The sequence below is a fragment of the Andreesenia angusta genome (assembly GCF_001855385.1).
GTDB lineage: Bacteria > Bacillota > Clostridia > Tissierellales > Gottschalkiaceae > Andreesenia > Andreesenia angusta.
In genome coordinates, this window is record NZ_MKIE01000001.1 from 323,472 (window position 1) to 346,538 (window position 23,067).

General features: G+C 47.2%; 27 protein-coding genes and 2 riboswitches. Of the genes, 1 reads left to right on the forward strand and 26 read right to left on the reverse strand.

The features are described from left to right. Positions 1 to 6: 6 nt before the first annotated feature. The 25 genes from EUAN_RS01485 to EUAN_RS01605 form a co-directional block, all read right to left on the reverse strand. The gene (locus EUAN_RS01485) at positions 7 to 210 is read right to left on the reverse strand and encodes a hypothetical protein (RefSeq protein ID WP_071060921.1); all 204 of its coding nucleotides are present in this window, start codon (positions 208 to 210) and stop codon (positions 7 to 9) included. A gap of 12 nt (positions 211 to 222) precedes the next feature. Then, a complete protein-coding gene (cobA, locus tag EUAN_RS01490; RefSeq protein ID WP_071060923.1) occupies positions 223 to 1,686 on the reverse strand; it encodes a uroporphyrinogen-III C-methyltransferase in 1,464 nt (487 codons plus the stop codon). A gap of 10 nt (positions 1,687 to 1,696) precedes the next feature. Further along, a complete protein-coding gene (hemC, locus tag EUAN_RS01495; RefSeq protein ID WP_071060925.1) occupies positions 1,697 to 2,563 on the reverse strand; it encodes a hydroxymethylbilane synthase in 867 nt (288 codons plus the stop codon). Beyond that, the gene (locus EUAN_RS01500; RefSeq protein ID WP_169817310.1) at positions 2,541 to 3,173 is read right to left on the reverse strand and encodes an NAD(P)-dependent oxidoreductase; all 633 of its coding nucleotides are present in this window, start codon (positions 3,171 to 3,173) and stop codon (positions 2,541 to 2,543) included. Before EUAN_RS01500 ends, hemC begins: the two co-directional genes overlap by 23 nt. Next, positions 3,170 to 4,354: a glutamyl-tRNA reductase gene (gene hemA, locus EUAN_RS01505; RefSeq protein ID WP_071060929.1), complete on the reverse strand. Its 1,185-nt coding sequence runs from the start codon at positions 4,352 to 4,354 to the stop codon at positions 3,170 to 3,172. The genes EUAN_RS01500 and hemA overlap by 4 nt, the downstream gene beginning before the upstream one ends. After that, entirely contained in the window at positions 4,351 to 5,070 is a 720-nt protein-coding gene (gene cobK, locus EUAN_RS01510; protein WP_071060931.1) for a precorrin-6A reductase, read from the reverse strand. Before cobK ends, hemA begins: the two co-directional genes overlap by 4 nt. After that, on the reverse strand, positions 5,067 to 5,786 hold the full coding sequence (gene cobJ, locus EUAN_RS01515) for a precorrin-3B C(17)-methyltransferase (RefSeq protein WP_071060933.1): 720 nt from the start codon (positions 5,784 to 5,786) through the stop codon (positions 5,067 to 5,069). The genes cobK and cobJ overlap by 4 nt, the downstream gene beginning before the upstream one ends. Then, a complete protein-coding gene (locus EUAN_RS01520; protein WP_071060935.1) occupies positions 5,779 to 6,756 on the reverse strand; it encodes a cobalt-precorrin 5A hydrolase in 978 nt (325 codons plus the stop codon). Before EUAN_RS01520 ends, cobJ begins: the two co-directional genes overlap by 8 nt. Continuing rightward, entirely contained in the window at positions 6,753 to 7,508 is a 756-nt protein-coding gene (gene cobM / locus EUAN_RS01525; protein WP_071060937.1) for a precorrin-4 C(11)-methyltransferase, read from the reverse strand. Before cobM ends, EUAN_RS01520 begins: the two co-directional genes overlap by 4 nt. Then, the gene (gene cobI / locus EUAN_RS01530; protein ID WP_071060939.1) at positions 7,505 to 8,167 is read right to left on the reverse strand and encodes a precorrin-2 C(20)-methyltransferase; all 663 of its coding nucleotides are present in this window, start codon (positions 8,165 to 8,167) and stop codon (positions 7,505 to 7,507) included. Before cobI ends, cobM begins: the two co-directional genes overlap by 4 nt. Then, complete coding sequence (cbiT, locus tag EUAN_RS01535) at positions 8,164 to 8,718, reverse strand: precorrin-6Y C5,15-methyltransferase (decarboxylating) subunit CbiT (RefSeq protein WP_071060941.1); 555 nt, start codon at positions 8,716 to 8,718, stop codon at positions 8,164 to 8,166. The genes cobI and cbiT overlap by 4 nt, the downstream gene beginning before the upstream one ends. Further along, positions 8,705 to 9,292: a precorrin-6y C5,15-methyltransferase (decarboxylating) subunit CbiE gene (cbiE, locus tag EUAN_RS01540; protein ID WP_071060942.1), complete on the reverse strand. Its 588-nt coding sequence runs from the start codon at positions 9,290 to 9,292 to the stop codon at positions 8,705 to 8,707. The genes cbiT and cbiE overlap by 14 nt, the downstream gene beginning before the upstream one ends. Further along, a complete protein-coding gene (gene cbiD, locus EUAN_RS01545; protein WP_071060944.1) occupies positions 9,292 to 10,356 on the reverse strand; it encodes a cobalt-precorrin-5B (C(1))-methyltransferase CbiD in 1,065 nt (354 codons plus the stop codon). The genes cbiE and cbiD overlap by 1 nt, the downstream gene beginning before the upstream one ends. Beyond that, positions 10,353 to 10,976: a precorrin-8X methylmutase gene (locus tag EUAN_RS01550; protein WP_071060946.1), complete on the reverse strand. Its 624-nt coding sequence runs from the start codon at positions 10,974 to 10,976 to the stop codon at positions 10,353 to 10,355. Before EUAN_RS01550 ends, cbiD begins: the two co-directional genes overlap by 4 nt. Beyond that, positions 10,967 to 11,338 (reverse strand): sirohydrochlorin chelatase, encoded by a 372-nt coding sequence (locus tag EUAN_RS01555; RefSeq protein ID WP_071060948.1) that lies wholly within the window; start codon positions 11,336 to 11,338, stop codon positions 10,967 to 10,969. The genes EUAN_RS01550 and EUAN_RS01555 overlap by 10 nt, the downstream gene beginning before the upstream one ends. 12 nt (positions 11,339 to 11,350) lie before the next feature. Next, positions 11,351 to 12,052 (reverse strand): energy-coupling factor transporter transmembrane component T family protein, encoded by a 702-nt coding sequence (locus tag EUAN_RS01560; protein ID WP_071060950.1) that lies wholly within the window; start codon positions 12,050 to 12,052, stop codon positions 11,351 to 11,353. Continuing rightward, the gene (locus EUAN_RS01565; RefSeq protein ID WP_071060952.1) at positions 12,015 to 12,311 is read right to left on the reverse strand and encodes an energy-coupling factor ABC transporter substrate-binding protein; all 297 of its coding nucleotides are present in this window, start codon (positions 12,309 to 12,311) and stop codon (positions 12,015 to 12,017) included. Before EUAN_RS01565 ends, EUAN_RS01560 begins: the two co-directional genes overlap by 38 nt. After that, positions 12,301 to 13,038, reverse strand: coding sequence for an energy-coupling factor ABC transporter permease (locus tag EUAN_RS01570; RefSeq protein ID WP_245674414.1), 738 nt, complete (start codon positions 13,036 to 13,038; stop codon positions 12,301 to 12,303). The genes EUAN_RS01565 and EUAN_RS01570 overlap by 11 nt, the downstream gene beginning before the upstream one ends. A 104-nt stretch (positions 13,039 to 13,142) precedes the next feature. Further along, a riboswitch (cobalamin riboswitch) is annotated at positions 13,143 to 13,332 on the reverse strand. Between the two features lie 44 nt (positions 13,333 to 13,376). Further along, entirely contained in the window at positions 13,377 to 13,889 is a 513-nt protein-coding gene (locus tag EUAN_RS01575; protein WP_071060954.1) for an adenine phosphoribosyltransferase, read from the reverse strand. A gap of 69 nt (positions 13,890 to 13,958) precedes the next feature. Continuing rightward, positions 13,959 to 14,750 (reverse strand): CHAD domain-containing protein, encoded by a 792-nt coding sequence (locus EUAN_RS01580; protein WP_071060956.1) that lies wholly within the window; start codon positions 14,748 to 14,750, stop codon positions 13,959 to 13,961. A 42-nt stretch (positions 14,751 to 14,792) separates the two neighbouring features. Continuing rightward, complete coding sequence (locus tag EUAN_RS01585) at positions 14,793 to 15,848, reverse strand: HD-GYP domain-containing protein (protein WP_071060958.1); 1,056 nt, start codon at positions 15,846 to 15,848, stop codon at positions 14,793 to 14,795. Positions 15,849 to 15,926: 78 nt separating this feature from the next. Then, on the reverse strand, positions 15,927 to 16,961 hold the full coding sequence (locus EUAN_RS01590) for an HD-GYP domain-containing protein (protein WP_084655649.1): 1,035 nt from the start codon (positions 16,959 to 16,961) through the stop codon (positions 15,927 to 15,929). Positions 16,962 to 17,087: 126 nt separating this feature from the next. Next, positions 17,088 to 18,254 (reverse strand): MalY/PatB family protein, encoded by a 1,167-nt coding sequence (locus EUAN_RS01595; RefSeq protein ID WP_071060962.1) that lies wholly within the window; start codon positions 18,252 to 18,254, stop codon positions 17,088 to 17,090. A 1-nt stretch (position 18,255) separates the two neighbouring features. Continuing rightward, positions 18,256 to 19,395, reverse strand: coding sequence for a trans-sulfuration enzyme family protein (locus EUAN_RS01600; protein WP_071060964.1), 1,140 nt, complete (start codon positions 19,393 to 19,395; stop codon positions 18,256 to 18,258). Between the two features lie 16 nt (positions 19,396 to 19,411). Further along, positions 19,412 to 20,692, reverse strand: coding sequence for an O-acetylhomoserine aminocarboxypropyltransferase/cysteine synthase family protein (locus tag EUAN_RS01605; RefSeq protein WP_071060966.1), 1,281 nt, complete (start codon positions 20,690 to 20,692; stop codon positions 19,412 to 19,414). Positions 20,693 to 20,769: 77 nt separating this feature from the next. Continuing rightward, positions 20,770 to 20,876: riboswitch (SAM riboswitch) on the reverse strand. A gap of 197 nt (positions 20,877 to 21,073) precedes the next feature. Between EUAN_RS01605 and EUAN_RS01610 the strand changes: the two genes are divergently transcribed. Beyond that, the gene (locus EUAN_RS01610; RefSeq protein ID WP_097678040.1) at positions 21,074 to 22,168 is read left to right on the forward strand and encodes a protein-glutamate methylesterase/protein-glutamine glutaminase; all 1,095 of its coding nucleotides are present in this window, start codon (positions 21,074 to 21,076) and stop codon (positions 22,166 to 22,168) included. On the opposite strand, the gene EUAN_RS01615 is transcribed toward EUAN_RS01610, so the two are convergent. Next, positions 22,169 to 23,062, reverse strand: coding sequence for a hypothetical protein (locus tag EUAN_RS01615; protein WP_071060967.1), 894 nt, complete (start codon positions 23,060 to 23,062; stop codon positions 22,169 to 22,171). Between the last annotated feature and the right edge of the window lie 5 nt (positions 23,063 to 23,067).

The window sequence follows — 23,067 nt, forward strand, 5'->3', positions numbered from 1 at the left end:
TCCCTTCTAAAAAAAGCTCTCCGCATACTTTATCCAGTAGTAGACTACATATATCCATCCCAGTAGCCCGTGTATTATAGCCCAGCCTATAGAGCCGTTGGCCGTGTATGACACGACTATGGCCAGAGCACTTCCAAAACCTATCCCCGACTTGACCGCCTCTTCTGGATATATAAGCCCTTTTTTTCCGCATCCGTCTCCGCAGCTCATCTCAACCACTCCCTAGATTTTCTCTAAAATTTTCACCATGCTCTCCATCGTGTGTGTTTCGCTGACTTCGCATTCAAGCCCCTGCGACTTTATCTCCTGCTCCGTGATGGGACCTATGGCCACCAGCTTCTTCTCTCTCAAGCTTTCAGCGCCAAATAGCTCCACCATCTTCTTGACTGTAGATGGAGAGGTGAAGAGCACTATGTCCACATCCTCAAGGGATTCATAGCCCCTAGTCTGCCCTGTCTTCACCCTGTAAAGCACAACTTCATCTATCGAGACGTCTTGAGCTAAAAGACATTTTTTCAGTACATCCCTTGAAAGTTCAGACTTGGGATGCAGCACTCTCTCACCCCTAGCTATCCTCTCTTTGAGACCTTCCGCCAAGCTCTCCATCACAAAGTGGTCTGCCGTGAATTCCGGCACTATCCCCCTGGCTTTTAAAGCTTCCGCAGTCTTTGGCCCTATGGCCGGAAACTTGGCCTTGAGCTTTCTGATATCATATTCCATTTCCACCAGGCTGTCAAAAAAATAGTTGACGGCATTTACAGAGCTAAGCACTATATAGTCATATTCCGAGAGCTTCTCGCTGTGTGAATTCAAGGCATCTGGAATCACTTCTGTCTCTATGGAGTTTATCTCCGTGACCTCAGCCCCGAGGTCTAGCAGCATCTCTCTCATCTCTCTGGCCTGCTCTTTGGAGCGTGTAATACATATGTTTTTTCCGAAGAGAGGCTTTTGGGAATACCAGTCCAGCTTTTCGCTTAAAGACACTACCTGTCCAACTGCTATTATGCAAGGCGACTCGAGTCCGGCCTGCTCCACTTTCTCCGCTATATCACAGAGAGTTCCGACTACAGATACCTGCTTGGAAGTCGTTCCCTTCATTACAACCGCCGCAGGCGTCTGAGCGTCTAGTCCGTTTGAGATCAGCCCTTCTCTTATTGTGTCCAGATTCCCAAGCCCCATCATAAATATAAGCGTTCCCTTCAGCTTTGACACTGTCTTCCAGTCTATGTCTAAATGCTTGGCTGTCTTTCCCGTGAACACGTGGAAGCTCTGGGCCATGCCCCTTTGAGTCATAGGTATTCCCGCGTACTCCAGCACAGCTATAGATGAGGTTATACCCGGCACCACCTCGAACTCTATGCCTTCCTCAAGCAACCTGAGCGCTTCTTCTCCACCTCTTCCAAACACATAGGGGTCTCCGCCCTTGACCCTTCCTACCGTATGGCCTTGCTTTGCATAGCTGACGAGCATCTCGTTTATCTCGTCCTGCGTCTTGTAGTGGCTTCCAGGCTTCTTGCCGCAGTAGTACACCTTACAGCCTGGCTTTGCATACTTGAGTATGCTGTCGCTTGAAAGCCTGTCGTATAGGATTACGTCACATTTCGACATAACTCTAGTTGCCTTCAAAGTCACCAGTTCTTCGTCCCCCGGCCCTGCACCTATCAAATAGACTTTTCCGACACTCATATTCTCCCTCCTATCCTCTCTTTACAAGCTCTGCCAGTTTCCTGCCCAGTGCAATATAGTCCTCTGCATGTCCGTAGACATCTTTCTTTACAAGCACACCTTCCAGCTCGAATATACCGACCATGTACAGCTTGTCTCTTTCAAGCTTGGAGTATGCCCCTATTGGGGTATGGCAGTCTCCGTTCATCTCTCTCATAAAGCTCCTCTCGGCCTCTATCCTGACTCTCTCTTCGTATATATCCAGCTGCCTAAAGATGCTGTCTGATTCGGAATCTCTAAGAGTCTCAACACCTATGGCTCCCTGCCCCACAGCAGGCACAAACTCGGTAGGGTCGAAGTAGTCTGTTACGAGATGCTCAAGCTCCATTCTCTTGAGTCCAGCAGCTGCAAGCATTATCCCGTCCAGATTTTCGCCCTCTATCTTGGAGATTCTAGTCTGTATATTCCCCCTGACAGGCACGACCTCTATATCAGGCCTTATGGCTTTTATCTGGGCCTTCCTCCTCAGGCTGGAAGTCCCTATTTTCGCACCATGTTTCAAGTCTGCAAAAGGCGCTCGCCCTATAAACGCATCTCGCTCGTCCTCTCTCTCTGGGATAGCGGATATGGTGAAGAGGTCCATCATCTCGTATGGAACGTCTTTCATGCTATGTACCGCCCCGTGGGCTCTGCCGTCCACAAGAGCATCTTCCACGTCTTTTACAAAGACACCTTTGCCGCCTATCTTGTCTATAGTGACGTCCAGCCTCTTGTCGCCAAGCGTCTCTATCAGCAATTTCTCGCTCTTTAAGCCCAGCTTTTCCTGCACCAAATCTCCTACCCTGTCGGCCTGAGCTTGGGCCAAAAGTGACCTTCTAGTCGCAAGTACTATTGTCAATTAAATCACCTCCGTATAAAGTCTGAATCGTACTGTCGCCCTTGCCCGCTCTGTAGAGCTCGTAGAATTCCTCTGTGTTCACAAACGCCATGACTTCTCTCTTGCGCTCTGAGTCTTTTATTCTGCTTCTCAGTGAGCCGACGTACTCCACAAAGTCGTCGTACTCCTCTATGAGAGACTTCAGCTTCTGCCCCAGAAAAACAGATGTCTTGGGGCTTCCATATCTCGTTCCGATGGCTACCTTTATATTCTCTGTCTCAAATTCCGCCATCACAGATGCCCTTCCCTCTCTGTAGTCTGGAAGGTATATGTAGAGCTTGCCCAAAGACCTGCATTCCTCAGCTATTCTGCTGTTCAGTCTCTGGTCGGACGTTCCTACTATTACCAGCTCGTAATCCTGCAGCATATCTCTGCTGTAGATGGAGCTAAGCAGCCTGACTTTGGGGTTCTCAAGGGATATGCTCCTTATGCCCTCTGCAAACTCCTCTGACAGCACGTCTACACTGAAGCCTCTAGATGCAAACGAAGCGAGCTTTATATATCCTGCTCTTCCGCCCCCCACTATAAGCACTCTGGAGCTCGAAAGCAAGTCTATTGCCTTTGAGTTCAACAAAATATCTTCTCTATTATCTTCAAACACTCTTCTCCTCTTCCCTTCAGCGTCTCGGATTTCATAACCTCTATGGCCCTGTTTAGGTATGCGCTTGAAGCGCTCTCTATCATCTGCCTTGCCAGCTCATCCACATCTCTACTCTCTCTCTTGTTACGGAAAGTCCTGTGCCTAGACTCCACTATCTCCGAGGACTTTCTCTGCATCTCCGCTATTGTTTCAGCAAGCTCCGAAGTGGCTTTCCAATGGTAGAACTCCTCTATATAGCTCTCTATTATCCCCCGCTTACTCTCCATAAGTGCAGCCCTCTTTTTCTGGTTTTCATCGTCTATCCTTCTGAGCATGTCTATATTGTAGACCTCTATCTCTGGGTCTGAGTAGACCGACTCCGATACGTCCCTTGGGACCGCCAGGTCGAAGATAAGCTTTCCCTTGAGCGCATCTTCATGCTCAACCACCACGTGGGGTGCTGAAGTGGAGGAAATTATACAGTCCACTTCGCCGTAGTAGCGGCTTCTCTCGGAATACTCTATCACTTCCACGCGCGAGTCCATGACTTGGACACCGTTGCTGTCCCGAACCACCAGATACACTTTTTCGGCCTGCGAAGACAGCAGATATTTAAGCGTCAGCTTCCCGACATCTCCATACCCTATTATCATGTAGTGACTGGCATACCTTCTTCTTGATTCGCTTACAGCTATAGAGGACGAGGAGACTGGAATTTCGTGCAGCTTAGACTCAGCCCTAAAGGTCTTCCCGCATCTTATGGACTTCCGAAAAAGCGATGAAAACTCCTTGCCCACGCTCTTCTCCTCTAGTGCATCCCCATAGGCCGACTTTATCTGGGACAGTATTTGTTCTTCCCCTAGCACCACAGAGAGAAATCCGGACGAAAGGTGCATCAGATGTTCCACAGCCTCTCGTCCTTCAAGGCTGTACACATACTTTGAAAGCCTCTCGTCCCAGCCCATTACTCTGAAAAGCTCCTCTGTAACGCTCTTCTTCTGGATCTTGGGCTTAAAGTAGACTTCTGTCCTGTTGCATGTGCTGAGTATCACTGCTTCCTCGAATATCTCCTTGAGCTCGTTAAGCTTGCGTCTTGTCTTTTTCTTTGAAACCGAAAACTTCTCCCTTATGACCACTGGAACGCTGTGGTCCACTCCAACTACTCCTATCAATCTATCATCTCCAAAATCTCGCCTATATCTGATATCCCGACTTCCTGATCTCTCCTTGAAAGTATAAGGGCCTCTATACCAAGTCGCCTGCAGGCCTCTATCTTCTCGGATGTACCTCCTCTGCTTCCGCTGTCTTTCATGACTACAAAATCAGCTCCGTAGTTTCGAAACATTGCCATGTTGAACTCCACCGTATACGGTCCCATGGCGGCGACTATGTCCTCTATCTTCACTCCGCTCGATACGCATTTCTCCAAGCTAAATACAGTCGGAAGCACTCTGTATATAAACCGATTGTATCTCTTCACGCTTTCAAACTCCTCTATGGTGTTTATACCCGTGGTGAAGAATACATTCCCGCTCACTGTCGAGATATAGCGCTTGAGCTCCTCTAGCGAACTGAACTGCTTTCCGAACTGCTCTTTAGAGGACTCCCTTACATACCTTATATGCTTCACGCCTGACCTTCGGCTGGCCTCCGTGGAGTTCTCTGTAGCCTCATAGGCAAAGGGATGACTCATGTCCACCACTGTCTCCACCGAGTTCTCCTCTATGAATACTACCATCTCCTCTAGCCCCATCTTGGAGACTATGCCGTTGCACCCTTTCAGCTGCTCAAGCCCTGCATACGTCGTAACAGTGACCACATAGTCGTCTCGCTTTATGGCCCTTGCAAGCTCCACCGCCTCAGAGGTGCCGCCCAATATCCATATCAAATGCTGTACCCCCTAGGCGTGACTATATTGCCATCCTTGAAGTAGGTCTCCTTGTTTCCGACTATCACAACTGTCATCATGTCTATATCTTCAAAGTCCGTATCTCCCAGTGTAGAGGTCGACACGGCTTTCCCGAACCTTCCCGAGTTTTTCACTATACCCACAGGCGTTGAATCAGCCTTGTGCTCTCTTATTATTTCAAAGGCGCGCTCTATCTGCGTTGTCCTTGTCTTGCTCTTGGGGTTGTAGAGCGCTATTACAAAGTCGGCCTTTGAAGCCATCTCAAGCCTAGACTCTATCGTTTCCCAAGGAGTCAGAAGGTCGGACAAACTTATTGTACAGAAGTCATGCATTATAGGGGCCCCTAGCTCTGCGGCCGCCGAAAAAGCCGAGCTTATCCCCGGAACGACTTCTATCTCGACTCCCTCCGCCATCTCGTGTATCGGCCCGGCCATTCCGTAAAGCCCTGAATCGCCTGTACTGACGATCGCAGTGGTCTTTCCAGCTCTGGCTGACTCTATTGCGGCCTTGCACCTCTCTAGCTCTCCGCGCATGCCTGTCTTTATCACCTCTTTCGCTTTCACCAGATCCCCTAAAAGCTCTATGTAAAAGCTGTAGCCCACTAGCACTTCTGACTCCTCTATGGCCTTTAGAGCTTTCAGCGTCATATTCTCTCTTCCTCCTGGCCCTATTCCCACTACGTAAAGCTTAGCCATTTTCAATCCTCCTCGAAATAGCAAGAGTCATCCCGTCTCTCGCCTTCTTTTTCATGATAATCTCATCTCCCATAATCGCTGCACTGGCTTCGGCTACCGAGTTGGCGCCTACTTTGGACATCACAAACTCATTTTGCTCTGTCTCTACAGAGTTGAGCTCCGCTTTTGAAAAAAGCCTGAATTCGCATTCAAGCGATTCTGCAAGCTTCAAAAGGCCCTCTTCGTCGCACTTTATATCTATGCTTCCTATAGCCGCAACTGAGTGCATCGATATGTGTTGCTCACTGAGCGTGTCATCTATGTAGCGCTGAAGCTCCTCAAAGCTCTTGCCCCTCCTGCATCCTATACCTAAGTATATCACTTTAGGCCTTAATATACAGTGAGGCAAGTCAAATTCTGTATCAGTCTTGTAGTCTACGCATATCACGCCTTCATGGTCTTTCTCGGATATATTGCCGTACTTGAGCTTGTACAGGCTTGAAGCCCGAAGCGATATAGGTCTGTTTTCGACCATAAGAGCCGTTAAAGTCTTAGCATCCTCCATGGACTCTATGTGCAGATCGTACCTCTTTGCAAATTCGTCTATCGAGTCGATTCCACGTCCGTCTGAGGCCGTAGTGACTACAACCTCGGCCCCTATACTCTCGCCTACTTCTCCTGCCAGGTCATTTCCGCCCCCGATATGCCCCGAGAGAAGCGATATTGAATACCTGCCCAAGTCGTCTAAGACCACTACAGCTGGGTCTTCTGTCTTGTCTTTCACATGGGGAGCTATGTATCTCACGGCTATCCCGACAGCCGATACAAATACGATTCCGTCGTAGTCCACGAAGAGCTTGGACATGTTCAACCTCAGTTCTCCGCCGAAAGAGCTTTTGTCGTACAGCTCCACCTCATGGCTGAGCTGTGACTCCAGCTTCTCTGCCAATGCTCTTCCGCTGCCTGTAAATGAGATTACCGCGAGTTTCATTCTGTCCCCTGCCTGTACCCGTGGGTGAACTCCGGATGATAGAGAAGACTTCTGCCGTATTCTCCCTCTATGAAATACCCCACTAGTATCTGGGCGAACCTGTCTATCTTTGCGTCTCTCACCTTTTGGGCTATATCCTCTAGCGTCCCTGAGATTATCTTCTGCTCTGACCAAGTGGCCTTGTATACGACTGCCACCGGCACATCTCTGCTTCCGTATCCCTCTGCGAGCTTCTCTACAACTCTCTCTATATCGCCTACAGACAGGAATATAGCCATAGATGCCCTGTGCGAAGCCAGCTTTTCTAAGCTCTCAAGCTCTGGAACAGGTGTCCTACCTTCAAGCCTCGTTATTATCACTGTCTGGCTTACATCTGGAACTGTGAACTCTCTCTTTATAGCTGCGCAACTTGCAGTAAAAGAACTGACGCCCGGAACTACCGTGTACTCTACTCTGTTTTGCTTTAGAAAGTCCATCTGCTCTCTTATCGCCCCGTATATGGTTGGGTCCCCAGTGTGAAGCCTGACCACGGACTTCCCTTCCCGATCTCCTCTTATGGCCACCTCCATAACTTCCTCTAGCGTCATGCCGGCGCTGTCGTATCTCTCACAGGACTGCTTGCAGTAGTCCAGGTGCGCCTTAGACACAAGCGACCCTGCGTATATCACGATGTCCGCCTGCTCTAGAAGCGACCTGCCTTTCAGCGTTATAAGCTCCGGGTCGCCTGGCCCGGCCCCTACAAAGTGTATCATCGTCTTTGCCTCCTTCCAATCAAGAGTGACATGTAGTCGTCTTGACGCATTATTTCCTCTCTGTCTTCAAGTATCTGCTCTTCAGCCTGACCTATCCGCCTTACATAGCTGAAAGAAAATCCTTCAGACTCAAGAGCGTCCAGTATCTCCTGTTTTCTCTTGTTCACCTTGAGCACGCATACTGTATCTACTTTTCCTAGCACTTTTCTGTCTATCTCTCCGTCCACCACATATATGGACTCCCCCTTTTTAGCAAGAGGCATGTTCAGCCTGCTGGCCGCAGTCACAAAAGAGCTTATCCCCGGAACCGTCTCCACCTCGAGCTTGTAGTCCCCAAGCGATTCTAGCAGGTATATATAAGTGCTGTAGGTCATAGGGTCCCCTATGGTCAGAAAAACCCCTGTTTCACCCTCTGAAAGCGAGCTGTCCACCACAGCTGCGCTCTTTCTGTACCTCTCGCTGTTGTCCTCTCCCATCGGGAAGTCCAGCTCCACAACTCTCGAACCTGCTATATAGTCAGAAGCTATCTCTTTTGAAATATTCCTGCCCTTGCTCTTTGGAATGAATATGCAGTCGGCTTCTCTTATAAGCCTGGCTCCCTTCACCGTCACAAGCTCCGGGTCGCCTGGCCCCACTCCTATTCCGTAAAATTTCCTCATCTCTTTACACCCCTCACTATGAAAATAGGGTTCTGGGCCTTTAGAAGCTCTGCCCTGCCCTCTACCCTGGAAGCTGAAATCAGCCTCGTATCTACATCTGAAAATCCGGCCCTCTTGAGTGCTCTCTGAAAGTCCACCAAGTTGTGCAGCGTCACAAAGGAGCCCGCTATTATGCCGTCATCTTTCATATGCTCAAAGCTCCAGTCCACTATCTCCTCAAGCGACTTCCCGGTGCCTCCTACAAAGACTTTGTCAAACTCTAAAGTCTCGTCTATGTCCTCCGGTGCGTTCCCGTGCAGTACTTCCACTTCCACGCCGAACTTCTCTGCATTTTGGGATATGAGGCTTACGCCTTCTGCACGCCTTTCAACTGCATAGACTTTGGCGCCTTGGGCCGCCGCCTCTACAGATACAGACCCTGTTCCCGCCCCTATGTCAAGGCAGATGTCATTCTGCTCTATTTCAAGCAGCGCCATTATCATGATCCTGATTTCGTACTTGGTCATAGGGATCTCACCCCGTATAAATTCCTCGTCTTTAATCCATTTCAAGCTCTATCACCACCACAGACAGCCCGTACTCACCAAAGCTGTCCCCTATTTTTCTGCTCTCCAATCTCTCGTCTTCGTACGAAAGGTTTTCTCCAAGCACTATCCTGCCCCTGCGCCCACATCTGAAAAGCTCTTTCGATATGGCGTCTGGGCTGTTCTTGCTGTCTGTAAGCGCAAAGTACGTCTTTCCGCCTTCAAACATTGAAACGTCCATCGACTTGCCGTGAAAGCTGACAGTCTCCACGTCTTGATAGCTCCTCTTCAGCTTGGCCATCATGTACTGGAGCGAAGAGATGCCGGGTATGACCTCATCTATCTTCACTCCGTTTCTCTCCAGATAGCAGGTGATTCCGTAGAATCCAGGGTCTCCGGATGCCACCACCACCGTGTCTTTTGAAACCACGTCCAGAAGCTCCGACACAGTCCCCACTGTTCTCGCCTCAGGGTTTATCTGCTTTACAAGCTCTCCTATCCTTCCGAAAGAGACTACGTCTCTTTCATCCCTTATCCTTTCAAGGGCCTCCGCCGTCAAGCACCTCATGCTTCCAGGCCCTGCCCCTACAACTGTTGCCATTACAACACCCCATATTCCATTGAATATATTTTGACTTCCAAGTCTATGTCGCTGTCTTTTAAATAGCGCTTCACCCGCTCTATGCAGCCCTGCTCCATATCCCTAAACAGCTCCGGGCAACTTCCCACAAGCTCAGCAACTGCCTGCTCAGTGGCTATAAAGCTACTTATTCTCTCTATTGTCTCAAGCTCCCCTCTCAGCGCAAGGTAGTATGCAAAGGACTCTATCCTCATGTCGCAGACTTTGCTATGCGTGTTGAAGGCCCCCAGCGCTAGCTTGGAAAACTTGCCTATATGCCCCACCAGGCGAAACGCCCTAAAGCCCAGGCTGTAGGCGTAGAGCAGAGAATCCCCTATGTAGTTTGAAATCTTGACTCCCGGCGTGTCCGGGTACAGCTTTCGGGCTATGCGCTCTCCGTAGTTTCCCGGGTAGAGTGCAACTGCGTCTCCGCCTCTTGACCTAATCGACTCCAGCTCCAGGTATATGCTCTTTTTCAGCGCATCTTCGCTCATAGGCTCCACTATGCCGCTTGTGCCTATTATTGAGATTCCGCCTTCTATCCCTATATTCCTGTTGTATGTCTTGGCGGCCATCTCCACGCCTTCCGGGGCGTATATCTCTATGTCAAGCCCCCTGTCTGTCAGCTTCCTGATTTCTCGCTCTATCATATTTCTCGGAGTCTGGTTTATGGCCCAGCTTCCGGCCTTTCCCCAGAAGCCGTCTACAGTTATCCTTCCGATTCCGACCCCTCCGTATATATTCAGCTCTACGTCTTCCCTTAAGCTGACTTTGGAGTATATCTCTATGCCATTTGTAACGTCAGGGTCGTCCCCTGAGTCCTTTTTCACAGAGCATATGGCCGCTCCGCCTTCTAGCCTCAAGCTCTCCAGCTCTATCTCCAGCTTTATGCCTTTCGGCGTATCTATCTCCACCGTGTCTTCGCATTCCATGCCTAGCAAAGCCCTCGTAGCTCCAGCTGTGGCAGCTGTGGCGCAGCTGCCCGTAGTGTAGCCGCACCTCAGTTGCTTTCCGTCTTTTATGACATACTCCTCAAGCTTTTTCACGCCCTGTACACCATATACATAAGGGCGTTCAGAATGGCTGCGGCCACATTGCTCCCGCCCTTGTTGCCCTCTGTTGTTATGGTCGGAGTCTCAAACTGCCTTATATACTCCTTTGACTCCGCCGCTCCCACAAACCCCACAGGAACTCCAATTACAAGACCCGGCGATGTTCGACCACTCTCTATATGCTCGCCTATCCTGTAGAGCGCAGTAGGGGCGTTTCCTATGACGAATATGTCCACCCCGTCCTCTATTGCCATGTCCATGGCTGCCATAGACCTGGTCGTGTTCTGAAGAGATGCCTTTTCATAGACTTCGGGCCTGTCTATAAAGTTTTCCACTCTGCAGCCAAGGTGTTCAAGCGTCCTCTTGTTTATGCCCGAGAGAGCCATCTTGGTGTCTGTCACAATTCTGCATCCGCTCTCTATAAGCCTTTTGGCCACTTCTATGGCTCCGTTTTGAATTCTGACTATATTTTCATAGTCATAGTCTCCAGTGGTGTGTATAGTCCTCATCACAACGCTCAGCTCGTCTTCAGTGAAGCTTTCAGGAGATTTCATATTTCCCTTTATTATCTCAAAGCTCTTCTTCTCTATCTCTTCCGGGTTTTTTATATACACTCTGTCTCACCTTCCGCCCTCTCTTTTAATATGTCTATCAACTTACTATGATATCCTATAGGCTTGGCCATTTCAATCTTAAGTCCGCTGTGTGAATCTGCGCACTCTCTCAGTATCTCCGGTATGTCGCTCAGTATATGGACTCCTGGAAACAGAAAATACGGCAAAACTACAAGCTCTCTCACGCCTCTGCTGTAGAGCAGCTCCACTGTCTCCGGGATCTGCGGATTCGAAATCTCCATAAAGCAGCCTTCCACAGCTCTGTCTCCGAATCTATCTCCTAGCCCTGAAACCACCTCTTCAAACACTTCCTTGGCTCCAGCCGCCCTGCTTCCGTGTCCTATTACAAGCAATCCTTTCATATTAAACACTCCTTAAGTTTTATTTGCAATAAATGCTATAGCCAAATTGTACAGTGTTCCAAAGATCAGAAAAGCCTTTGGCCTTATGTACTCTCTGTCTTTAAATGATATTCTGCCCCTGTAGCCTCTGCTTTTCAAGCTATGCTCCATCTCTCTCCAGTTTCTCAGCGCTCCCCTCAGGACGGCCCCTGTAAGCTTTCCTGTGTTCAAGACTCTGCCTCTTAATGTGGTAAAGCCGCATCTAGACTCCAGCGCCAGCTTTGTCTGTTTAAACTCATCTTCAAACATAAATGAAAGCCTGAGCATGCTGCTTCCTACCTCCGCTATCTCGCGGACGCTCTGTTTCTTGGACAGCTCCCAGAACAAGTCATCTATAGGCGTAGTCGCCGAAAAAAGGTATATAGAAGCGCCTGAGGATATGCCTCTTGCCACAAGCACAAGCCCTGGGTAAATGCCCGATTCCAAGCTCACAGACACCGAGCCCAGAATCAGAAAGAGCAAAAGCCCCTTTGTAAACCTGATATAGCTCTCTAAAGGGACTTTCAAGCTCCTCATAGTCAAAATTACAACTCCAAAATTCACAAGTGACGATGCCAGTCCATCTCTGTCAAATGACAGTATTACGGGGGTGGTCAAGAAGACGGCCAGCTTGTATACTGCGCTCCAGCCTGATATCCTACTGTTTTTCGACAGTAGCGCTATTTCTCTTAGCAATCTTCTTTGAACCTATAAAGTAACCTATAAACATCCCCCCGGCTGCTGCTTGCATAGCAAAGATTGCACTCTCTATCTCTCCTGAAGGAGGCTCCCATATGCTCTCAGCCCAGGGCTCGTAATTCGGACTTACCTCCATTATAACCTCTTCAGCTATGGCGTCAGCCCCTTCTAGCTCTCCAACTCTGCTTCCCATGTAGAGCGACAGCGCTACAGTGATGAAGAGCAAAACTGCCAGCCACCTATTCTTAGCTTTCATAAGACTCCACCTCCATAAAACTGTGCAATTCCTCTGATGAGTGCTTTTCAACTACGTTGAACATTATCACGGTCATTATGCCCTCTGCCAAGGCAAGCGGTATCTGGGTCAATGCGAATACAGTCCCGAATTTAGCGACCGACTCCAGGACACCTCCACTGGCAGACGGGAACGCCACTCCAAGCTGGATCGACGTCACCACATAGGTGGAGAGATTCCCCAATGCCGCAGCTCCAAATATAGCCCACTTTCTATTGAATTTTGAAAGAGCTCTATATACACCATAAGCTACAAATGGCCCCACAATTCCCATCGAGAAAGTGTTGGCTCCAAGCGTGGTGAACCCTCCGTGAGCCAAGAAAAGGGCCTGAAATACAAGCACCAGCAGCCCTATCACACTCATTGCAAAAGGCCCAAGCAGTATGGCTCCAAATCCGACTCCTGTAGGATGTGAGCTGCTCCCTGTTACAGATGGAAGCTTTAGCGCCGAAAGCATAAAGCAGTATGCTCCGGCAAGTGCTATAAACATTTTTATATTCGGGATTTTCTCTGACTTTTCTCTTATAACCTTCACTCCGTAGAGCACAAAAGGTATAGATATCAGTCCGTAAATCCCAGCATATAGAGGGGGCAAGAATCCCTCGGCTATATGCATGGCAAACCCATTTGACTGCATTATTGAAACAAATATAATTGCAGCCATCAGTTTCGAATATCTCTTTTTCAATTTCACACCTCCAAAAACAAACACAAAAAAGCCCTTACGTAGAGTAAGGGCTTGAAAGCATAGTCATACCTGAGTTTCAACCTTGCCACTACCTCCCTCCGAAGTCTAGCATCTGATTTAAGGCAGGTCTCCTGGCTTGCGCTTCACTCTCCTCTCTCCTTCCCAGCTTTCGCCAGTGGACTTTTGAGATTCGTATTCGCTTACAGTAGCGGGGGCTGCAGCGGATTTTCACCGCTTTCCCTTTTAAACCCAGATTGTCTTTGTAATCCGAGTACCTGAAATCACATTTTGTTCACTTGTGATCTAATTATAACATCTATCTCTTTTAAAAAACAGTCTTAATACTGGACTATGGACTCGACGCTGTATCCTGACAGCTTTTCTCTGCCTTTCAGCTCGTCTAGCTCTATAAAGAAAAGCGCCCCGACTATGTCTCCACCCAGCTCTTCTATCATCTTGGCAGTGGCCACAGCTGTTCCTCCTGTAGCCAGCAAGTCGTCAACTATAAGCACTCTCTGGCCTTTGAATATGGCGTCTCTGTGCATCTCGAGCTTGTCTGTGCCGTACTCTAGCTCGTATTCGTAGCTTATAGTCTCTGCTGGAAGCTTTCCTGGCTTTCTGACAGGCACAAAGCCCGCTCCGATTTCATACGCCAGCGGAGTCCCAAGCAGAAAACCTCTTGCCTCCATTCCAACTACCAAATCCACTTCTCTGTTCGATACTTTCTCTGCCATCTGCTTTATAGTCTCTCTAAGCGCTTCCTTGTCTTTCAGTACAGTTGTTATATCTTTGAAGTCTATTCCCTCTATAGGAAAATCCAGTACACTTCTTATCTTGCTCTTTAAATTCATCTTTTTCTCTCCTCGTAAATAGTGTCTATAGAAATTATCTTTTACTAGGAGAGTTTCGTCAACAGTTTTTTAATGCCCTTCTATCTTCAGTCTTGCTTTCAGATTTTTCAAATATCTCTTTCTGAATTTTTCAGCCGCCCTTGCTCTTTCCTTCTCTATCCCTCTCAAGGCTTTCTCTTTAACTCGACCTCTACGCCTTATGTCCTCGAGCAGCACCGTTAAATCCTGAATATGGCCTAATTCGTCCTGATATCTTTTAAGTACCTCGTCTAATCCGTCTGATCCAGCCATCTCCATATGGTATCTGTATTTTTTTAGAGCCAGCCTCAGCTTGTGGTACGAACTATAGTCCTCGTTCAACTCTTTTATACGCTTTAAAAACTTCTTTCTCAGCACTTTGGCTCGTCTCATATAGTGCCTTACTAGTTCTGGGCTGTCCATGCCTTCAAAAGTAGATTTCAGCGCAGATTCCAGGCTGGAGCGAACTTCCTCGACACTCCATAGCTCTATCTTCTGTCCGATGGAGTCTTTAAGCTTTTCTTCTTCTAGCTTGAGCTCCTCTGCATATCCTTCTAAACCTTTGTATGCAGAAACACTTATAATCTGAACTTGAATATCTCTTAAGTCACTGAAGTCTTTGAAATAGCTTTTTAGCCTTGAATAGTTTTCTCGTAGCCTGATTTCTCCGCGACTCTCTTCTTCAATATCCATAGCCAGCTCTATTATAGGCATGACCTTTCTTATGGCGACCCTGAAGTCATGTATCTCTGCTTCCTCGAGCTCTGACAGAAGACACCTATAATGGCTTTCTACTCTTGCGAAGCTTTCATCGATAAGTTCCAGCAAATAGGCTGCTTCCATAAAATCACTCCTCAGTTTAAAAGCACATTCAAAATCCTCTGACTATAGTAGCTCCTCTATACGGTAGCTCTCCTCTTTCGAAGTATCCACCAGCTTGCCGTCTATCTTCACTATTGGCCTGTCTATCTTATGAGGGTATATAAAGGCAACCTCTCCTATCTCCCCTGTATTCAGCTTCACTTTTGTGCCTAGATAGAAAGACGCTATATTGTTTAAAAACACGTCTGAAATTTTTATATCCAGCTTCCCATACGCTATCTCCTTTATCTCTAGAAAAGTCTCGAAAGGAGTCTGTTTCTTCTTGTATACTCTCTCGGAGGTTATGGCGTCGTATATGTCGGCTATACTGACTATCTTGGCATACGTCCCTATCTCTACATCTTTTAGCCCTGTAGGATAGCCGCTTCCGTCTATTTTTTCATGGTGGTAGAGCACAGCCTCCTTTATCTCATCCTTTATTCCGGGCATATTCTTGCATATTTCATACCCAAGTGAAGGGTGCTGCTTCATAACCTCGAATTCGTAATTGTCCAGAGGACCTCTCTTGTTGAGTATGCTGTTTGGGACTCTTGACTTCCCTATGTCATGCAAAAGCCCAGCCTTTATTATGTCGTTTATCTCGTCTTCCTCCATCCCCATCCACTTGGCTATGAGCATAGAGTAAAGCGCCACGTTCACGGAGTGGGTGTAGGTGTATTCGTCTATGCCCCTTACGCTGTTTATGGAGTCTACAACTCTGAAAATATCCTCTGAGTTTGCCAGCAGCTCTTTTGACATCTCAGATATAGCTTCTAGATTCGGCTTCTTCCCAGAGGCTATATCTTGGAATATGGACTTTATTTCAGACACATCTTTAGAGTACTGCTTTACAAATTTCTCAGTTTTAGACTTAGGTTCAAAGGAACCTTTTAACCCATAGCCTTCAGCTGAAGAGTCCACTAGAATCTTAAACACCTTGTTGTCTATCAGCTTCTCTATGAGCTTTCTGTCGACTTCGTTTCCTCTAACTGCAAGTGGTATATTTCTGCCGCTTATGTATATGTCTTCAGCTAAGACATCTCCTGCCACGCAATCCTTTAAATGTTTTCTTGTATTCATATGCTCCACCTCTCTTGATTATGTGGTGAATTTATACCCTTTAATTTCATTTGTAACAAAATAAAAGAGCCTATTTTACTAAATCAGCTCTTTTATTTCGTAGCTCTCTGTTTTCGATATATCTACAAGTCCATTTTCCAGCTTGACTATCGGCTTGTCGAGCTTGTGCGGATATACAAATGCAACTTCTCCAACTTCACCTGTGTTCAACTTCACCTTCGCTCCCACATAGAAGAAGGCTATATTTTGCAAAAATACATTCTTGACCTCTATGTCCAGCTTTCCATACTCGCTTTCCTTTAGCTCTTTAAACACTTCAAAAGGAGTCTTTCTGGCCTTGTAAGGTCTTTCTGAGGTCATGGCGTCGTAAACATCTGCCACTGCAACTATCTTGGCATAAAGCCCTATGTCGGCTGCGCCTAGCTCCTGAGGATATCCTGTGCCATCCATCTTCTCATGGTGAAGAAGAACCGCTTCTTTCACATCGCTCCTTATCGAGTCTATTCCCCCGCAGAGCTCATATCCTATGAGGGGGTGCTCTTTTATCTTGTCAAATTCGGCCTCTGTAAGAGGTCCTTTTTTGTCAAGTATCCACTTCGGAACCTTCGCCTTACCTATGTCGTGCAGAAGCCCCGCTTTCATAACGTCCTCTATACTTCTTTCATCAAGTCCCATCCACTTGGCTATCATCATGGAGTAGAGCGCCACATTTATAGAATGTGTGTACGTGTATTCGTCCGAACCTCTTAGACTCTTTATAGACTCCACAACTCTGAATATATCCTCTGAGTTTTCCAGCAGCCCTTTCGACATGTCTGCAATCTCTTCTAAGTCTACCTTTTTGCCGGAGGCTATATCTTGAAACAGTTGCTTGTAGCGCTTTAGGTCATGCGTGTACTGCACCATAAGCTTCCTTGTTTTTTCAGGAACTACGTTCAGGCTGAAGTCCTCCACAAGCACTCGGAAAACCCTTCCCTCTATAAGCCTGTCCATCAGCTTGTTGTCTATGACGTTGCCCTCTACGGCTATAGGTATGTTCCTGCCAGGGATATATATGTCTTCAGCTATTACATCTCCATTTTTGCAATCTTTTAAGTGCTTTCTAATTTTCAAATTCCTCACCCCAAAACATATGTATTAATCTGATTATACCCTAAAGACACCGGTACAAATATCTTTATTTTCTATTTAAGTACAAAAGGCCCAGCAACAGATTTCTCTGCCGTCGGGCCTTTTGTATTAAAATGACTTTTTAAGTTGGTTCATAGCGTACTCCAGATTTTCTCTTCTAGTGGCTATATTGAGCCTTTGAAACCCTTCCCCTTCGCTTCCAAATATAGTTCCGCTGTTCAGCCAAAGCTTGGACTGCTCTACTATAATTCTGTCTAGCTCTTCTTGGGAAAGTCCGTACTCGCTGAAGTCAAGCCACAGCAAATAGGTAGACTCAGGCTCTACCAACTTCACCTTCGGAAGATGAGCTGAAAGATAATTTCTCACGAACTCTATATTTTCAAGCAGGTAATCTCTAAGCTCCCAGTACCATTCCCTTCCGTGTCTATAAGCTTCCTCGCAAGCTATGATGCCGAACACATTCAGGTTGCTGTACCCGCTTATCTCTATCTCCCTGTTCACAATCTCTCTAAGCCTATTATTCGCTACAAATATATTGGCGTTTTGAAGCCCCGCCTGGTTGAAAGTCTTTCCGGGAGAAGTGCATATCAAACTGAACTCCTTGAAGCTCTCGTCTACATTCCAGAACGGGATATGTTTCCTGGTGTAGGCGAAGTCTGAATGGGCTTCGTCTGAAATCACCACGACTCCATGCCTTTTGCATATGCTCCCCACTCTGAGTAGCTCCTCTTCTGTCCAAACTCTTCCCACTGGATTGTGAGGAGAGCAGAGTATAAACAGCTTCACATTTTCCTCGACTATCTTCTGCTCCAGGTCTTCGAAGTCCATCTGGTACACGCCGTCAATTTGCAGTAGTGGGCTGTTTACGACTTTTCTGCCGTTGTTCTCTATGCTCTTGAAGAAAGGGTAGTATACGGGCTTCTGAACCATCACCGAGTCGCCTGGCGAAGTGAGTCCCCTTATAACTGCGTTTATAGTGAAAACTATCCCAGGAGCCACTTTGAACCATTCGTCTTCAAGCTCTAGAGAGTGCACGTCTCTGTACCAAGACTTAACACTCTCAAAGTAAGAGCTCTTGGGCTCCGAATATCCAAATATGCCGTGCTGACATCTCTTCACCATCGGGTCCGTGACCTCTGGCGGCAGCCTGAAGTCCATATCCGCCACCCACAGCGGAAAGAGATCCTCGGGCTTATGCCTTTCTCTGTGAAAGTCGTATTTCAAGGAGTTCGTATTTTTCCTGTCTACCTTTTCGTCGAAATTATATCTTCCCAATTTACTCACCTCCAAGTGCTCTCTGAAGATCCTCTATTATGTCCTCTGATGATTCAATTCCCACTGAAAGTCTGAGTAGTCTGCTGTTGACTCCAAGCCTCTCTCTTATCTCCTCAGGTATGTCGGCATGAGTCTGAGTAAGCGGATAGGTCATAAGGCTCTCCACTCCGCCAAGACTCTCTGCAAAGAATATGAGCTTTAGTCTTCCAAGCACTTCCGATACAATCGACTCGTCCACTACAGTAAAAGATATCATAGAGCCGAATCCGCTTGTCTGCTCTTTGGACAGCTCGTATCCAGGGTGATCTGGAAGTCCCACGTAGTAGACCTGATCTACTTTCTCGTGAGATTTCAGCCAGTTTGCAACCTCGATTGCGTTCTGCTCCTGTCTGTCAAGCCTAACCCCAAGCGTCTTTATTCCCCTTAGTATAAGCCAGCTGTCGAAAGGGGCCAGCACCGCTCCGACCGAGTTCTGTATAAATCTGATCTGCTCTCCAAGTTCCGCTCCAGCTGTAACGACAAGCCCTGCCAGCGTATCGTTATGCCCTCCCAAGTACTTTGTAGCAGAGTGAACCACTATGTCCGCCCCAAGTGCTATGGGTTTTTGGTAGTAAGGCGTCAAGAAAGTGTTGTCCACTATAGTCAGCAGGCCTTTTTCCTTGGCGTAAGCTGAAACAGCTCCGATGTCAGTCACCTTCATGATCGGGTTTGAAGGAGTCTCTATAAAAAGAGCCACTGTGTTTTCGTTGACAGCCGACTTTATGTTCTCTAAGTCTTGGGTGTCAACGTAAGTGGCCTTTATGCCGTACTTGCCGTATATCTCCTCGAATATCCTGTAAGTCCCCCCGTACAGGTCGTCCGAAACCACTATGTGGTCGCCAGGCTTGAATATGGATATCACTGCCGATATGGCTGCCATTCCGGTGGAGAAAGCCAGCCCTTCAGCGCCGCCTTCCAGCTTGGCTATTGTCTTCTCTAGCTCCTCCCTAGTCGGGTTCTGAGTCCTGGAGTAGTCATACCCTGTAGACTCGTTTAGACCCGGATGTCTGAACGTAGCAGACTGGTATATCGGGAAGCTTATCGCCCCTGTTTTCTCATCTATGCATCTGTATCCTCTAACTACTTCTGTTTCCTTTCTCATTCCAATCCCCCTATATCTATATCTGCGAAAGCGCCTGCTCTATATCTTCTATTATATCTTCTATATTCTCTATCCCCACAGAGACCCTTACAGTCTCTGGCTTCACTCCAGCACCTATCTGTTCCTCTTCGCTAAGCTGCTGATGTGTAGTTGATGCTGGATGTATTATAAGCGACTTGGCATCCCCTACGTTTGCAAGGTGCGAGAATATCTCAACGCTCTCTATCAGCTTCTTACCCGCTTCATAGCCGCCTTTAACTCCAAAAGTGAAAACAGCTCCTGCACCTTTTGGAAGGTATTTGTCTTTAAGTGATTTATACTTGCTAGATGCAAGCCCCGAATAGCTCACCCACTCCACTTTAGGGTGACTCTCCAGGAACTCTGCCAGCTTTTCTGCATTTGAAACATGTCTCTCCACTCTCAGCGAAAGAGTCTCTAGCCCCTGAAGCAGCAAAAACGCGTTGAAAGGTGAAAGGCACGCCCCAGTATCCCTTAATAGAGTCGTCCTGACTTTGAATATATAGGCCGCATTTTGGAAAGCGTCCCAGAAACGAAGCCCATGGTACGATTCATCCGGCTCTGTGAACCCTGGGAACTTGCCGCTGCTCCAGTCGAAGCTTCCTCCGTCCACTATCACGCCTCCGATACTTGTACCGTGGCCTCCTATGAACTTGGTCGCAGAGTGCACAACTACGTCGGCCCCATGCTCTATCGGCCTGCATAGGTAAGGAGTCGCAAATGTGTTGTCCACTATGAGAGGTATCCCGTTTTCGTGGGCTATCTTGGCTATAGCCTCTATGTCGGCTATATTCCCCTCTGGATTTCCTATAGTTTCGGTGAACACAGCTTTTGTGCCTTCGTCTATGGTGCTCGCTATCTCATCCAGCTTGCCAGGGTCTACAAACTTCACGTTTACTCCAAAGTTCTTAAGCGTGTGCTTGAAAAGCGTGTAAGTTCCTCCGTAGATAGTAGACGCTGAAACTATATTGTCCCCTGCCTTGGCTACGTTCAGTATAGAGTATGTGATTGCAGCCATTCCAGAGGCAGTTGAAACTGCTCCAACTCCACCCTCTAGCTGGTTTACCCTCTCCTCGAAAGTGCCGTTTGTAGGGTTTGTGATTCTGGTGTATATGTTTCCAAGCTTGTTTAGCCCGAACAGATCCGCCGCATCCTGAGTGTCGTCGAACACATAGGAAGTAGTCTGGTATATAGGCACCGCCCTAGACTTTGTGTCTCTGTCTACCGTCTGTCCCCCGTGAAGCTGTACTGTTTCAAATCTAAGTTCTTTTTTGTTCATTTATATCCCCTCCTGAAATTTATCGTTGCAACGAAAAAAGGTCTCTCTGAGATTACAGAAAGACCTTCAATTATCTTCTCTCATCTCTCAGGCTATGCCTGCTGGATTTAGCACCTTCAGGTTTCACAAAACCTGTGGTTGCCGGGCTTCAAAGGGCCAGTCCCTCCACCGCTCTAGATAAGAAATACTATTCAATTTTATCTTATGTAATTCTATCAATTTACTATGTATATGTCAACAGATTTTATTTAGGGTCAAAATCTATTTCTTTTACCTGTCTTCTATGCTATTATTCTACTTGCTGTACTATTTTATTTTGAATTCTAGACGGCTTAGAGGGTATAATACCTAATAGGAATGTTTTTGGAAAGGAGATTCATTATGAACAGAATAAAAGTCCTAGTAGTAGATGATTCTGCTTTTATGAGGAAGATTATAAAGGATGCTATAGATTCCCAAAACGATATGACTGTGGTCGGCACGGCCCGAGACGGAATAGATGCGCTTGAGAAGATCAAGTCACTAAGGCCAAATGTGGTGACGCTTGACGTGGAGATGCCCAGGATGAACGGCCTAGAGGCGCTAAAGGAAATCATGAAGAAAACTCCTACAAAGGTTATAATGGTGAGTTCCCTTACGGCGGCAAACGCCGAGACCACTATGGAATGCCTTACCCTAGGAGCTGTGGACTTCATACAGAAGCCTTCCGGCAGCATCTCGCTTGACTTCTCGAAAGTCGAAGACGACCTGCTGGAAAAAATTCGGTCTGCTCCCAGTATAAATGTAGATCGACTTGTTGCAAGGCCAGCTAGAAAACCGGCGCTCGCTTCTAAAGAACCTGTTGAAAAGACGACACCGCCTGCCGCCAAGCGAACACTGTCAAGCGTAAGGCAGTCTGGATCAAACAAACTGCTCTTGATAGCCTCTTCTACTGGAGGTCCTCGGTCTCTTGAAAACGTGGTTCCACTTCTTCCGGCGAGCATTGGATGTCCCGGCATAATCGTGCAGCATATGCCACCCGGGTTCACCAAGTCGCTGGCTGAAAGGCTGAACAGAGCGTCCGCACTCACAGTGGTGGAGGCCAAAGATGGAGATGTTCTGAAAAAAGACACACTATATATAGTCCCTGGAAATTACCACTTAGGCCTTAAGAAGTCTGGAAGCGAGATCAGGATCTACCTTGACAGCTCTGACAGGATAAACGGTGTCAGGCCAGCTGCAGACTTCACCTTCAAGTCCGCTGTGGATATCTACGGCTCCAACATAGTCTCCGTAGTGCTGACAGGAATGGGTAAAGACGGTGCAGATGGAGTCAGGCTTATAAAGTCTAAAGGTGGCGCCTCTATAGTGGAGTCTCCCGAGAGCTGTGTGGTCTACGGAATGCCCAAGGCAGTTGTAGAAAATGGAGATGCTGACTTTATACTTGACAACTCATATATAGCAGACAAAGTCGTGGAATTGCTCGGAGGAAGATAACTATCTTCCTCCTTGTTTTTTTGTTATATTTATTATCTCCTGCTCAGTCTTCCCTGTATCGTCTCCTCCAAAAACTCTGAGCCTGTACCCTAAGTCTATTACATATCTGTCTGTTTCAAGAGAGGAGTGGTGCATCAGTTTGCTGTCTAGATATCTGAAAGAAGTCTTGAACCCTTGATAGTTTTGAAACCTCGAAATCCCCTTGCTGTCTCTTCTCTCCTCGGGGAACACGAATACAAGCTTCGTCTCCTTCTTATTCAGGTATTTAAGCACATACTCATTTATATTCCTCTCGTTCTCGGACTGGGTTATATACTTGTCCTTTATTATGAGCTTCTTGGTGCCTGATATAAACTTGGATAGATACCGGCCAAGCAGCTCTGAGTCGCTCCCCAGTTCCACCAACAGCCTTGTAGGAGTCTCATATATGTCAAATATGGCGCTGTTGTCTCTATGTGTAAGCACATTGGCCACATCTGTAGTCGTAACTGTCTGCATATTCTCTCTCGAGAAAATCTCCTCTGTTATGAATGACACCTTCTTGTTTCTCTTTGCCATGTCCTGGTTCACATTCCCGACCACTATTTTGTCGTTTGAAGCTAGTGCAGTCTTCAACAGAATTTCGTCTTCCCCACTTCTGGCCCCTCTCGTCTTTTTTATTTTCTCTATATTGAACTTGCGGAGCTTCTTCCCTGAACCTATTATAGAGAAGTACCAGTCCATGAAGTACTTGTCGTATCCGTTTTCCTTGGCGTCTTTTTCCCATATTTCAAACAGCTCGTTGCTTAGCGCCAGCTTGTGCCTGTCTATTCGCTCTCGTAGCTTGTTGTACTTGTCTCTTTGGTCGAATTTCTTTCTTAGTATGCTCTTTGATAGAGTTATTTCTAGCTTCATACGCT